The organism is Arthrobacter sp. NicSoilB8, assembly GCF_019977355.1.
Lineage (GTDB): Bacteria > Actinomycetota > Actinomycetes > Actinomycetales > Micrococcaceae > Arthrobacter.
The window spans coordinates 2,414,003-2,427,115 of sequence record NZ_AP024655.1 but is presented as its reverse complement, the minus strand read 5'-3'; the positions used below and the strand labels follow the sequence as shown (position 1 = coordinate 2,427,115).

Below are 13,113 nucleotides of genomic sequence, written 5' to 3'. Positions count from 1 at the left end.
ATCTACCGCCGGCCCCCGACAGGATGCCCTGATTCAGCTTTGGGCAGTACCGGTGCGGGCAGTACCGGTGTGGGCAGTACCGGTGCGGGCGTCATGGCCGGCGGCAGTGGCGGCGACGGCCGCTTCGCCGGCGGTGCCGCCGTCGTCAGTGTCGCCGTCGTCAGTGCCGTCGTCGGAGGTGTCGGTGTACGACGGCGGCTGCCAGCCCGTGCGCTGCACCCAGGCTTCCATCCGGGGCCAGGCGTAGCCGGTGAACCAGCCCTCCTTGTCCGCCGCGTAGCCTGCTGTGGATTTGTCGACGCCGTGGAGCCCGGCAACCCGCTGCTTCTCGGCGACGTAGTCCGACCGGGCCACGGCATCGGCGCGGAGCCAGTCGCGGAAGCACAGGGCGTACCGCCAGCCGGGCGAGCCGGCGACGCGGATGTGAAGGTTGACCGGCCTGCCGGGATCGGCGTTGCCGTGGAGCCGTTTGGACCAGTCGGCGGGGTCCGGGTGCGAGGGCTTGGGGTTGTCGGAAATGATGCCGGGCCAGCGCGGAAATCCCGCCCCGGCCAGCAGCGGCGCGAGCCGGTCCGCGCCGTCGAGGTCGCTCACGCTGAGCTGCAGGTCGATCACGTCCTTCGCGTCAAGCCCCGGGACCGCTGTGGACCCGATGTGGTCCACGGCCAGGACGTCCTCCCCGACGGCGGCGCGCAGCCGGGCGATCAGCCGGCCGGCCTGGGCGGCCCAGGACGGATCAGCACGGGCCAGGACCGGACCGCCGGTCCGCGGGGCGATCTTTTGCTCCTTGAGGTTCAGTGCGAACGGCGTCAGCCGTCCCTCCCACAGGGCGTCCACGGCGCGGCGGAGCATTTCCGGGGTGCCCGAGTTGTCCAGCACGACGTCCGCGGCCGCCAGCCGCTCCTCCCGGCTCGCCTGGGCGGCCATCCGGGCGTGCGCCTCCTCGACGCTCATCTTGCGGTGTTCGGCCATGCGCCGGAGCCGGACGTCGTCCGGGGCGTCGACCACGACCACCAGATGGAAGTTTTTCCCTTGTCCGGTCTCCACCAGCAACGGGATGTCCTGAACCACGACGGCGCCAGCCGGGGCGGATGCCACCATCGCTGCGGCGCGCTCCCGCACCAGGGGATGGATGATTCCGTTGAGGACGGCCAGGCGTTCCGGGTTGCCGAAGACGAGGGCGCCCAGCCGGGGCCGGTCCAGCCGGCCGTCCGGCGTCAGGATGGCGGCACCGAAGGCGTCGACCACCTTGGCCAGTCCGGGTGTGCCCGGTTCCACGACCTCCCGGGCCAGCGCATCGGCGTCGACCAGCACGGCGCCGCGTTCGTGCAGGCGCGCGGCAACCAGGGACTTCCCTGAGGCGATCCCGCCGGTCAACCCGATCTTCAACACGACACCAGCCTAAACTGAACCGGTGGCAGATGAGACGGATTACCCCGAGAGCAGGACTTCCGTATACACCACCCTTGCTGCGGGACCCGGCTTCCGCCACGAAATCGAAGTCAAGCGGTCCCGGTTCATCACCGTCCTGGCGCGCACGGCGGACGAAGACGCCGCCCGCACCGTCCTGTCCGGCCTGCGCCGGGAATTCCATGACGCGCGGCATCACTGCTTCGCCTTCGTGCTCGGCCCTGACCGGAACGTGCAACGGTCCAACGACGACGGCGAGCCGTCCGGAACTGCCGGCATCCCCATGCTGGAGGCGCTGCTGAAGCGCGAGACCGCACCCGGCGTCGCCGACCTGAGCGACGTCGCCGCGGTGGTGGTGCGCTATTTCGGCGGGGTCCTGCTGGGGGCCGGCGGCCTGGTGCGCGCATATTCCGAATCGGTGTCCGGGGCGCTGGAGCTTGCTCCGCTCGTGCGGCGCCGCCGGCTGCGGATCTGCTCGGTGCCGGTGCCTCATGCCGCGGCCGGGCGGCTGGAGAACGATCTGCGCGCCGCGGGCTATGTTATGGCCGAAACCGGTTATGAGGCGCAAACTACTGTCCTGCGGCTGGCGCTGCCGGATGATCCGGAGGAGCTGGCCCGTGCCGCGGACCGCGTGGCCGCGATGACTGCCGGCAGCGCATCAGTGTTCCCCGGAGAAACGGAGTGGATCGATGTCCCCATCAGCTGAGCCGACGCCCGAGGTTGCCCTGATTGACGTCACCGAGGCCGTGCTTGAGCAGCTCCTCGAGCTCGCCCTTCGGGAGGCCGACGCCGACGAGGTCACCCCGCCCCTCGGCACGGCCGCCGGCTGGAACACCGACCGGATCAGCTGGTTCCGCGAATTCCACCGCGCCGCCGCGGCCGGTCTGGACGGTCCCGCGCGGCAGAAGAGCTGGGCCATCGACTGCGGCGGCCAATTGGCCGGGTCTATCCGGCTGCAGTGGAAGGGCGCTGAGCCGACGGATGCTGCCGGCGGGGGCGTGGCCGGCGGGCCCGGTTTGCCCGGTGGCGGGGCTGGTGCTGGGGGCGGGTTGGCCGTTCTGACCGGTGTCTGGGCCGCAGCTGATGCTGGCAGCGGGGTTACTGGTGGCGGGGTTTCTGTTGGCGGGGTTTCTGGTGGCGGGGTTTCTGGTGGCGGGGGTTTGGCCGGCTTGACCCCTGGCGGGGCCGGTAGCGAGGCCCCGCCTGATGCTGAAGCCGGGGGTGCTGGTGGTGCGGGCCTTGGCAGTGGCGGCAGCGACGCTGCTGGCGGCACGCTCGAAACCGGAATCTGGCTGGCCCGGAGCTTCCGTGGCCGCGGCGTTGGCCGTGAAGCGCTGCGGCTCGTGAAGGACCGAGCTACGTCGGCCGGGGCAGCCGTTCTGGTGGCCGACACCACCGCCGGCAACGTGGGCGCCCTCGCCCTGCTGAAATCCGCCGGCGCCGAACTGGTGGCAGGTGCCGCCTCGGACAATGCGACAGTCCCGGTGAAGGGCAGGATCCCGCTGCGTTGACATCTTCGTGCCCGGGCCAACCCCGCCACCACCGGACATGCCCCGCGCTCACCGCGAAGAATGGGCATAGTGCGCCTGTGCCCATCGGGCGAACCCAGGACTGGACATGCCCTCCCGCAGCCAACCCTTCCACCACCGGACATGTCCCGCGCTCACCGCGAAGATGGGGCATAGTGCGCCTGTGCCCATCGGGCGAACCCAGGGCTGGGCATGCCCTCCCGCAGCCAACCCTTCCACCTCCGGACATGCCCTCCGCTGCGCGAGTCTAAAGTGGCAGCACCAGCCTGGTTCCTAGGGGGCGATTTCCCAGACACGTCCGGTGGGTCGCGAAAAGAGGAGGTGCGGATGCCCCACAGCCGGTCCATCGGGGCGCTAAGGTCGGCTCCGCGGCGTGACAGCTTGGCGCAGATGACGTCGACTTCGTCCACTTCGATGGTGAACTGAAAGCGTGCGCCGGAATCCGTCTTGGCGACCATGGTCGGTTCAATGAGACCCGCGGCCTCGTCGACGTCAAGCAGATTGATCAACGTGTTTGCGAACTTGAAAACGGCAGAGACATCGTCTTCGAAGATGAGCAGCAGCCTGAATATGTCCTGGTAAAAGCTCTTCGCAACGGCAAGGTCTTCCACAACAGGGTGACGGCACCAATGCCCCGCGGCCACGGACCCGCGGTTTCCGGCCGTGTCCTGCGATTCAACGGTGCCTAATGCTTCAGCCATGGAAGTTTCCGGGTCTTCGGCCGGAAATCTCAACCTGCCGAGCCTGCGCCTGACGCCGGGTAGCCGTCAAGGACAGCGCCGCGGGCCCATTCCCGCGGACAGCTGTCCGTCCTGGGCGCACAGCCAACCTTGTCGCCCAGGTGTCCGGGTGTCCAAGAGGCGGGGCCAGAGATGGACATGTCCCGCGCGCCGGGCCAGGAGCGGGCATGATGCCCACATGCCCACCGGACCAGTCCTGGAATGAGCATGTCCCTAAGGGTTTTGCGGCAAGGCCGGACATGTCCGGAATCAACGGAACGGCATCGCTCTCCGGCCAATGAGCATGTCCGTAAGGGGTGCTCCCGAGGAATGGACATGTCCCATGCGCGGGGCCAGGAATGGGCGCCCTGCCCACATGCCCTCCAAACGGGCCCAAAAATGAGCATGTCCCGGACAGGAATGAGCATGTCCCCAAGGGGAGGGCGCGACGAATGGGCATGTCCCGTGGGGACTGCGGCCGCGGAGCATGTCCCGCAACACAAACGTGGCCGCCCACGGCCGGGGAACGCAAAGGTGGCCGCCCCAGAGGGACGGCCACCTTTGCTGTGCGCCTGACTGCTGCGCACCTTGGTTATTGCGCACCGCGACGGTGCCGCTTCAAGCTACTTACTGCCTGGTCTCAGGGAGCGGACTCCCCGAGGAACAAGGGCAATTAGTTGCCGGTCAGCTTCTCGCGCAGAGCCGCAAGAGCCTCGTCCGAGGCAAGCGTGCCTGCACCGGCTTCGGCGGCAGCCGGCTCGGAGGAGTAGCTGGTGGTGCCGGAGTCGCTCTCACCGGACGTTGCAGCTGCAGCGTCGTCGGCAGCGTGCTGGGCAACCTGCTTCTTGTGGGCTTCCCAGCGGGTCTGGGCGTCAGCGTACTGCTGCTCCCAGGCGGCGCGCTGGTTCTCGTAGCCTTCAAGCCACTCGTTGGACTCCGGGTCGAAGCCCTCCGGGTACTTGTAGTTGCCCTCTTCGTCGTACTCGGCGGCCATGCCGTAGAGTGCCGGGTCGAATTCGGTGCTGTCGGCGTCGACGCCCTCGTTAGCCTGCTTGAGGGAGAGCGAGATGCGGCGGCGCTCGAGGTCGATGTCGATGACCTTGACGAACAGCTCGTCGCCAACGGAGACAACCTGCTCGGCCAGTTCAACGTGACGCACGGCGAGCTCGGAGATGTGGACCAGGCCTTCGATGCCGTCTTCAACGCGAACGAACGCGCCGAACGGAACGAGCTTGGTGACCTTACCCGGAACAACCTGCCCGAGGGCGTGGGTGCGGGCGAAGGTCTGCCACGGGTCTTCCTGCGTAGCCTTGAGCGACAGGGAGACGCGCTCGCGGTCCAGGTCGACCTCGAGAACCTCGACGGTGACTTCCTGGCCAACTTCGACAACCTCGGACGGGTGGTCGATGTGCTTCCAGGACAGCTCGGAAACGTGAACCAGGCCGTCTACGCCGCCCAGGTCCACGAAGGCACCGAAGTTGACGATGGAGGAAACGACGCCGGGACGGACCTGGCCCTTTTCCAGCTTGTTGAGGAACGTGGAGCGGACCTCGGACTGGGTCTGCTCGAGCCATGCACGGCGGGAAAGAACAACGTTGTTGCGGTTCTTGTCCAGCTCGATGATCTTGGCTTCGATCTGCTGACCGATGTACGGAGCAAGGTCGCGCACACGGCGCATCTCGACGAGGGATGCGGGCAGGAAGCCGCGCAGACCGATGTCGAGGATAAGACCACCCTTGACAACCTCGATGACGGTACCGGTGACAACACCGTCTTCTTCCTTGACCTTCTCGATGTCGCCCCAGGCACGCTCGTACTGAGCGCGCTTCTTGGAGAGGATCAGGCGGCCTTCTTTGTCTTCCTTGGTGAGCACCAGGGCTTCGACCTGATCGCCAACGGAGACGACGTCTCCGGGGTCAACGTCGTGCTTGATGGAAAGCTCGCGGGAGGGAATGACACCTTCGGTTTTGTAACCGATGTCGAGCAGAACTTCGTCGCGGTCGACCTTGACGACGGTACCTTCGACGAGGTCTCCGTCGTTGAAGTACTTGATGGTGGCGTCGACAGCTGCGAGGAAGTCCTCAGCGGTACCGATGTCGTTAATGGCGACTACGGGGGTACCGGGCTTCTCGGTGGAGGTGATGGTCATGTAGTAGGGGCTCCGTTGTGGATAGTTAGTCGGTCAGGCAAACCGCTTTGCCCGCATTATGGAATGCAGGCCAAGAATACGGCGTAACAACAAGTGATCCGCCGGGTCATCCTGATTTTGTGGATTGTAGATGCGCGCACGTAGTACACGCCCGTTTAGTCTAGTCGTTTCCGTGAACGCGGGTCAAAGCGCCCAGGGCCGTTCCCGCGGGGGCCGGCCCCGGGCCGCGCGGCCGGCCGGCTAGAAGTGGGTGGGGCAGTGCGGTGAGCGTTCGACGGCGAACATGAGTCTCGCCGTCAGCGCCGCCCCGGTTGTGTGTTCGGTGATCCGGCCGGCGGCTTTCAGCGTCACGGGACAGACGGCTCCCAGGTAGATGGAGCCGAGGTCCGCGACGTCCAGCGACAGGTCCGGCAGGGCCTCCGGAGCCGGCGTCACCGAGGCCTCTCCCCCGCTGACCGTCAGGGCGAAGGTGCCGGCGGCGAAACCCAGGCTGTCCCGCACGGCCAGAACCAGGGTTCCGTCGGTCGAGTAGCGCCGGGCGCCCAGAACCCGCGCGGGGTCCAGGACGCGCAGCCACAGCATGTCCCGGTGGTCCGAGGACTCGACGCAGCGGGGATCCTCGAGGGCCCAGGTCAGGGGGTCGTCCACCGGCGCCTCCTGCCAGCTGATCCGCTCCACGAGGTCGATGCTGCCCAGGAACTGCCACAACTCCAGGTACGCGGCGTCGGTCGCCGCCACGAGGTCGACAACCTCCATCGTGTACGGCTTGGTTTCCCAGCCGGCGAACTTGTAGGCCACATAACCGTCCACGGTGCCCGCGGCGTCGTAGTGCAGCGCACAGCGAATGGCCTCGTCTTCGCCGCCGTCGCGGCTGAGCATGCCCGAAGACCGCAGCCGGTAGGCCTCCTGCCGCGAGATCGACCCGGGCAAGGCGCTGTGGACCCGCCCAAAAACTTCCGGGGCAAGGTCCAGCAGGACCTTGCGGTCGGCGATCTCCACCGAGCCGGTGGGCTCGTGGCGCAGCCGGAAGCGCGGCCCGGTGTCGACCTTGATGCTGCGCTCAAAGGTCGCCACACCGTAGCCGAACCGGCCGTAGATCGACGCCTCCGAGGCCGTGAGCGCCGCCATCGCGACGCCGTCCGCCTTGGCCGCGGCGAGGTCACCGGTCATCATCCGCCGCAGCAGGCCCTGCCGGCGGTGGGTCCCGCGCACCGTGACGGCGGTGACGAGCTGGGCTTCCAGCTGCCGGCCGTAACCGATGTTCAGGTCCTTGCGCAGGGTGGCGAACGTCGCCACCGGGACGTCCGCTGCCAGCGAGTGGGCCGCGACGGCCCCGGACTGGTAGACGCCGGTCATCTCACGGTCGTCCACGCGGTACATGGCCATGACCTTGTCCACGAAGTCGTCCTTGCGGGGCTCGTCGTAAAAACCGATCCCGACGCCCCGCAGCCACGCGGCGCCCCGCGCGTAGTCCGGCGAGTCCTTTTCAGCCGCGCGGAACCGCCTGAGTTCGTACTTTTCTGCCACGTGTTTCTCCCCCTGAGAACTGCTGAGAACTGCTGAGAACTGCTGAGAACGACTGAGAACTGCTGAATCCCGCGGTCCCGGCGGCGCCCGAACCGGTTAACCGTTAGTGGCCGGCCTCGTACCAGCTGGAGCCGATGCCGATCTGGACGTCTAGCGGCACGCTCAGGTTCGCGGCCGAACCCATCTGCTCGGTCACAAGCCTTTCAACGGCCTCGCGCTCGCCCTTGGCGACTTCGAGGACCAGTTCATCATGGACCTGCAGCAGCATGCGAGATTTCAGGCCCTGCTCGGCCAGCGCGCCGGAGACGCCCAGCATGGCGCGCTTGATGATATCCGCCGCGGACCCCTGGATGGGTGAGTTCAGGGCCACCCGCTCGGCTATTTCGCGCAGTTGCCGGTCGGTGCTGGTCAGGTCCGGCAGGTAGCGGCGGCGGCCCTCGATCGTGGCTGTGTAGCCGTCGATCCGGGCCTGTTCCACGACGCCTCGGAGGTAGTCGCGGACAGCGCCGAAGCGTTCAAAGTATTCCTTCATGAGCGTCCGGGCCTCGTCCACGGAGATTTCCAGCTGCTTGGAGAGCCCGAAGGACGTCAGCCCGTAGGCCAGCCCGTAGGACATCGCCTTGACCTTGGAGCGCATGGCGCTGGTGACCTCGGCCGGCGGCACGTGGAAGATGTGAGAACCGACGAAGCGGTGCAGGTCCTCGCCCTCCTTGTATGCCGCGATGAGGCCGGCGTCGCCGGAGAGGTGCGCCATGATCCGCATTTCGATCTGCGAGTAGTCCGCAGACAGGAGGCAGTCATAGCCCTCGCTCACCACGAAGATGCTGCGGACCCGGCGGCCCTCCTCGCTGCGGACCGGGATGTTCTGCAGGTTCGGGTTGTTGGAGGAAATGCGGCCGGTGGCGGCCACGTTCTGCGCGTAGGTGGTGTGGATCCGGCCGTCGTCCGCCACGGACTTCTTGAGGCTTTCCACCATCTGCCGCAGCTTCGAGGACTCACGGTGGGCCATCAGCTGAACCAGGAATTCGTGGCCGGTCTTCTCCAGCAGCGTCTTGAGCGAGGCCGCGTCGGTGGTGTAGCCGGATTTGATCTTCTTCGTCTTGGGCAGGCCGAGTTCGTCGAACAGCACGGTCTGCAGCTGCTTGGGCGAACCGAGGTTGACTTCGTGCCCGATCGCGGCGAAGGCCTGCTCCTGGGCGTTGTCGATCACCTTGGCGAGGTCGGCGAGCTGGTCGTCCATGCGCTCCATGGAGACGGCGATACCGGTGAGTTCCATCTGGGCAAGGACCCGGCCGACGGGCAGTTCGAGGCTCGTCAGAAGCTCCTGGGCTTTGCGGGCCCTCAGTTCCGTTTCGAAGTGGTGGCTCAGGACATGCACGACGGCGGCCTGCTGGACCAGCGCGCCGGCCGCGGCGGCCTCGTCCTCGCCGCCGAACGCGAGCTCCAGCTGGCCGGTCTTGGCCGCCTCCGTGGACACGGTCATCTTCAGGTGGTGCTGGGCGAGTTCGGCCAGTTCATAGCTGCGGCGGTCCGGCTGGATGAGGTAGCCGGAGATCGCCGTGTCGTCCACCACGCCGTCGAGATCGAGCCCGCGGGCGGTGAAGGTCTTCAGCGCGGGTTTGAACCCGTGAATCACCTTCGCGGCGCCCGGATCGCGGAGCCAGGCGGCCAGTATGGCGTCGGCTTCGGCGTCCAGGCCGGTGAGCTCGATGTACGCGGCGGCATCCTTGCGGACCACGGCGAGGGCTGAAGCGTCGTCCACGATCCGGCCGGGCACAAACTCGAGGGCGAGGGCCGAGCGCAGCCCCGTGCCGGCGTCGAAGAACGCCTGCAGCTCGGCCGCGGAGCCCAGGGTCGAGTACTCGGGCACCTCGATGCTGTCCGGTTCGCCTTCGGTGGGCTCGTTGCCGTAGAGGGCGAAGAGCCGGGTGCGGAGCGTCTTGAATTCCAGGCGGTCGAAGATTTCCTCGATCGCGTCGTGGTCCGGACGCGGCTCCTCCAGGTCATGGAGGGTCACGGGCAGCTCAAGGTCCGTCAGGAGGCGGTTGAGCCGGCGGTTCCGCTTGACGGAGTCGATGTGCTCGCGGAGGGCGTCGCCGACCTTCCCGCCGATCGAGTCGAGATTCTCCAGGATGCCTTCGAGGCCGCCGTACTGGTTGATCCATTTCGCGGCCGTCTTTGGTCCGACGCCGGGAACGCCCGGTAGGTTGTCCGCGGTCTCGCCCACGAGTGCGGCGAGGTCCGAATAGCGCGGCGGCGAGACGAAGTACTTCGCCTCGATCGCATCGGCGTCCATCCGCGGGATATTGCTGACGCCCTGCTTCGGGTACAGGACGAAGACGTTGTCGGTAATGAGCTGGAAGGTGTCCCGGTCGCCGGAGACGAGCAGGACCTCGAAGCCGGCCTCATCGCCCTGGGCGGCGAGGGTGGCGAGGATGTCGTCGGCCTCATAGCCGGGCATCTTGATGGTCTTGATGCCCCAGGCGGTCATGACTTTTTCGATCAGGTCGATCTGGCCGCTGAACTCGCGGGGGGTCTCGTTGCGGCCGCCCTTGTACCCGTCGTACTCGGCCTTACGGAACGTGGTGTCGTCCGAGACGTCAAACGCGACGGCGACGTGCGTGGGGTTTTGCTCCTTGATGAGGTTGATCAGCATGGACGTGAAGCCGTGGACGGCGTTGGTGTGCTGGCCGGTGGAGGTGGCGAAGTTTTCGGCGGGCAGGGCGTAGAACGCGCGGAACGCCATCGAGTGGCCGTCCAGGACCAGGAGCCGGGGCTGGTCCGTGAGGGGTATCACGGGCGCCTCGGTCGCGGAGACCTCCGACAACACGCGGCGCGGTTTCTTGGCACGCGCCGCGGCCGGGGCGGCTGGCGGCTCGGCCACCAGCACAGGGGCGGCAGCGCCTACGCCGGCATCTGCGCCGGACGCGATGACATCACCTGCGCCAGGGGCCGTGATGGGGGATGGGGCCGGTTTGGTAGTTTCACTCACAGGTGCCAGCCTAGTTCCCATGATGGACAATTTCACGCCGGCCCCGTACGCGGCCGAGCTCACAGCCGCCGGCGTTCCCGAGGACATGCACGATTGGCTGGGCCAGTTTGGCGTCGGCGCCCTCGTGGTGAAGATGGGCATCCACTTCCTGGAAATGAGTCCGGAGCGGACCGTTGCCACCATGCCGGTGGAGGGCAACACGCAGGTTGCCGGCATCCTGCACGGCGGGGCGCACGTGGTCCTGGCCGAAACCCTGGGTTCCTTCGCCGCCGGCCTGCATGCGGGTCCCCACCGGCAGGCGCTGGGGATCGAGGTCGGAGCGACGCACCACCGGGCGATTTCCGAAGGCACCGTTACCGGCACCTGCACGGCCATCCACCTGGGCCGGACCCTCACGACGCACGAGATCGTGATGACGGACGAGCGGGGCCGCCGGCTCTCCACGGCCCGGATCACGAACCTGATCCGCGATATCGCGCCCTAGCAGACGCTAGGAGGTGCGGCCGGGAAAGCGGTAGCGCAACTCCACGATGCCGCGCCCCATGGTCCGGGACGAGGTCAGCTCCAGCGGCGGCGTCGGGCCCGTCATGGGCAGCAGCGGCTTGCCGCTGCCCAGCACTACGGGAATGACCGAGAGGATCAGTTCGTCCAGCAGGCCCGCGTCCGCGAATTGCGCTGCGAGGACTCCCCCGCCCACAACCCAGACGTTCCGGCCGGCGGCTTCCTCCGTGAGGTCGTCGACGAACTCGCGGACGGCCCCGCGCACGAACGTGACGTTGGCGCCCTTCGGGGCAGAGTGTTCGTGGTGGGTGAAAACCCAGCAGGGCGTGCCCGGGTAGGGCCAGTCGCCCGGTTCGTGCGCGAGAAGCCAGGCGTAGGTCTCGCCGCCCATGACGATGCAGCCGACGTCGGCGAGAAACGCGTCGTAGCTGTCCTGGCCGCCCTCAAAGCCGTCAAACTGGAGCAGCCAGGCAAGGTTGTCATCGTCGGTGGCGATGAAGCCATCGAGTGAGGATGCCACGAAGTACTGAAAGCTCGCCATGGACCCCAGCCTAGCCAATGCGGCCCCGCGTTCCCATCCCCGGATGCCCGGACACCGGACAGACGGACGCCCGGACACCGACCCCGGAGGGGAGAAGCGTCCGGAGCCTCTTTGCGGAGCTTCAGCTCATGTGTGGAACTTCAGCCTATTTGTGGAAGTACGGAATGATCAGGTAGAGCCCGAAGAGGATCGCGGCGCCGCACACGGCGAAGCACGTGTATGCCATTGGCCGGGTCCAGGACGCCGGAGAGTTTTTGGTGTCGCCCGCGATGGCTGTCAGCCGGACACCAAGGGAGTAGAGCACTACGACTGTCACTGCGGACACGAGGGTGGCACCCGCCACGCTGACAAGTTCCAACCACTTCATCGCTGGGCACCCCCATTCTTGATCGCCTTCGCGGCGGACTTCTTCTTACGGAATTGCACGGCTTGGCCCACTTCCTCGATCTCGACGGCGTTGTGGTGCCCGACATGGGATTTCCGTGAGTGGACGAACATATAGGCCACTGCGGCGGTGCCGGCCACAGCCGCGATGACCACCCCGACGACGCCGGTCTGTACGAGCATGGTGGTCAGCGCGCCGACGATGCCGGCCGCCGGGAGCGTGAACAGCCATCCCGTGGCAATCCGGCCCGCGGTTCCCCACCGCACGGTGGTGCCGCGGCGTCCCATGCCGGAGCCGATGACCGAGCCTGACGCCACCTGGGTGGTGGACAGGGCGAAGCCCAGGTGCGATGAGGCCAGGATGGCTGCCGCGGTGCTGCTCTCGGCGGAGAAGCCCTGGGCGGGCTTCACTTCGGTGAGTCCGGCGCCCATGGTGCGGATGATCCGCCAGCCGCCGGCGTAGGTGCCGATGGCAATCGCGAAGGCGCAGGCCGTGATAACCCACCACTGCGGGCCGGAGCCGGCGGGCTGGGTCCCCGCGGAGATCAGGACCAGGGTGATGATGCCCATGGTCTTCTGGGCGTCATTGGTGCCGTGGGCCAGGGCCACGAGGCTGGACGTGAAGACTTGGCCGGTGCGGAATCCGCCGCGCTTCTGGGTGAGTTTGTCACCCGTTTCCGGGTCGTGGCGGGCGGTCAGTCCGTAGGCCAGCCGCGTGCACAGGTAGGCCACGCCGCCGGCGATGATCGGCGCGAACACGGCGGGAAGAATGACCTTCTGCAGGAGCGACTCGAAGTTGACGGAGTGAATGCCGATGCCGGCGATCGCGGCGCCGATCAGGCCGCCGAAGAGAGCATGGGAGGAACTTGAGGGCAGGCCCTTAAGCCAGGTGATCATGTTCCAGAGGATGGCGCCCATTAGCCCGGCGAAGATGATGTCCGGCGTGATTTGGACGCCGTCCGCGCCCTCCTTGATGATGCCGCCCGAGACGGTCTTGGCGACTTCCGTGGAGAGGAACGCCCCCACGAGGTTCAGCACCGCCGCGAGGGCGACTGCCGTCTTCGGTTTGATGGCACCGGTCGCGATGGGGGTAGCCATGGCGTTCGCGGTGTCGTGAAATCCGTTGGTGAAGTCGAAGAACAGCGCCAGCAATATCACTAGCACCACCATTACGGTGATTTCCACCTGTTGCCCAATCTGCAGTGTCCATGGTCAGCAGTTCCATCCCCGGTGCCGCAAGGCCACCGCGCCCATCTGATGCCTATCCCGATGAACGCGCAGTGGTCGCTAAAGCAGCTTGAAACCTTATCGATGGTACGTGGGAATGACGGCAGGGCAAAACATGCCGGAAGACCCTAATT

General features: G+C 67.0%; 11 protein-coding genes. 3 read left to right on the top strand and 8 right to left on the bottom strand.

Features of this window, described 5'->3' with window-relative positions:
- Positions 1-33: 33 nt before the first annotated feature.
- Positions 34-1,392: a dephospho-CoA kinase gene (gene coaE / locus LDO15_RS10865; protein ID WP_223986950.1), complete on the bottom strand. Its 1,359-nt coding sequence runs from the start codon at positions 1,390-1,392 to the stop codon at positions 34-36.
- 22 nt (positions 1,393-1,414) lie between these two features.
- Between coaE and LDO15_RS10860 the strand changes: the two genes are divergently transcribed.
- Positions 1,415-2,116, top strand: coding sequence for a YigZ family protein (locus tag LDO15_RS10860; RefSeq protein ID WP_223986948.1), 702 nt, complete (start codon positions 1,415-1,417; stop codon positions 2,114-2,116).
- Positions 2,100-2,921, top strand: coding sequence for a GNAT family N-acetyltransferase (locus tag LDO15_RS10855; RefSeq protein WP_223986946.1), 822 nt, complete (start codon positions 2,100-2,102; stop codon positions 2,919-2,921). Before LDO15_RS10860 ends, LDO15_RS10855 begins: the two co-directional genes overlap by 17 nt.
- Before the next feature lie 152 nt (positions 2,922-3,073).
- Here the strand turns inward: LDO15_RS10855 and LDO15_RS10850 are convergent, their stop codons facing one another.
- The 4 genes from LDO15_RS10850 to polA form a co-directional block, all read right to left on the bottom strand.
- Entirely contained in the window at positions 3,074-3,640 is a 567-nt protein-coding gene (locus LDO15_RS10850; protein ID WP_223986944.1) for a VOC family protein, read from the bottom strand.
- Between the two features lie 691 nt (positions 3,641-4,331).
- Positions 4,332-5,807, bottom strand: a complete 1,476-nt coding sequence (gene rpsA / locus LDO15_RS10845; protein WP_223986942.1) for a 30S ribosomal protein S1 — start codon at positions 5,805-5,807, stop codon at positions 4,332-4,334.
- 240 nt (positions 5,808-6,047) lie between these two features.
- Positions 6,048-7,334: a GNAT family N-acetyltransferase gene (locus tag LDO15_RS10840; RefSeq protein WP_223986940.1), complete on the bottom strand. Its 1,287-nt coding sequence runs from the start codon at positions 7,332-7,334 to the stop codon at positions 6,048-6,050.
- Between the two features lie 103 nt (positions 7,335-7,437).
- Entirely contained in the window at positions 7,438-10,080 is a 2,643-nt protein-coding gene (gene polA / locus LDO15_RS10835; RefSeq protein WP_263428386.1) for a DNA polymerase I, read from the bottom strand.
- A gap of 265 nt (positions 10,081-10,345) precedes the next feature.
- Here polA and LDO15_RS10830 point away from each other — a divergent pair, with 265 nt between their 5' ends.
- The gene (locus tag LDO15_RS10830) at positions 10,346-10,810 is read left to right on the top strand and encodes a hotdog fold thioesterase (protein WP_223986936.1); all 465 of its coding nucleotides are present in this window, start codon (positions 10,346-10,348) and stop codon (positions 10,808-10,810) included.
- A gap of 6 nt (positions 10,811-10,816) precedes the next feature.
- Here the strand turns inward: LDO15_RS10830 and LDO15_RS10825 are convergent, their stop codons facing one another.
- From LDO15_RS10825 to LDO15_RS10815, 3 genes are all read right to left on the bottom strand, one after another.
- The gene (locus LDO15_RS10825) at positions 10,817-11,368 is read right to left on the bottom strand and encodes a dihydrofolate reductase family protein (RefSeq protein WP_223986934.1); all 552 of its coding nucleotides are present in this window, start codon (positions 11,366-11,368) and stop codon (positions 10,817-10,819) included.
- 145 nt (positions 11,369-11,513) lie between these two features.
- A complete protein-coding gene (locus tag LDO15_RS10820) occupies positions 11,514-11,735 on the bottom strand; it encodes a hypothetical protein (RefSeq protein WP_223986931.1) in 222 nt (73 codons plus the stop codon).
- Positions 11,732-12,937 carry an inorganic phosphate transporter gene (locus LDO15_RS10815; protein WP_276572948.1) on the bottom strand — a complete coding sequence of 402 codons (1,206 nt, stop codon included), beginning with the start codon at positions 12,935-12,937 and terminating at the stop codon, positions 11,732-11,734. Before LDO15_RS10815 ends, LDO15_RS10820 begins: the two co-directional genes overlap by 4 nt.
- Positions 12,938-13,113: the final 176 nt, after the last annotated feature.

Coding starts and splice junctions, on each gene's coding strand:
- LDO15_RS10855 (WP_223986946.1), top strand. CDS start 2,100: ATGTCCCCATCAGCTGAGCCGACGCCCGAGGTTGCCCTGATTGACGTC.
- LDO15_RS10850 (WP_223986944.1), bottom strand. CDS start 3,640: ATGGCTGAAGCATTAGGCACCGTTGAATCGCAGGACACGGCCGGAAAC.
- rpsA (WP_223986942.1), bottom strand. CDS start 5,807: ATGACCATCACCTCCACCGAGAAGCCCGGTACCCCCGTAGTCGCCATT.
- polA (WP_263428386.1), bottom strand. CDS start 10,080: ATGGCGTTCCGCGCGTTCTACGCCCTGCCCGCCGAAAACTTCGCCACC.
- LDO15_RS10830 (WP_223986936.1), top strand. CDS start 10,346: ATGATGGACAATTTCACGCCGGCCCCGTACGCGGCCGAGCTCACAGCC.
- LDO15_RS10825 (WP_223986934.1), bottom strand. CDS start 11,368: ATGGCGAGCTTTCAGTACTTCGTGGCATCCTCACTCGATGGCTTCATC.
- LDO15_RS10820 (WP_223986931.1), bottom strand. CDS start 11,735: ATGAAGTGGTTGGAACTTGTCAGCGTGGCGGGTGCCACCCTCGTGTCC.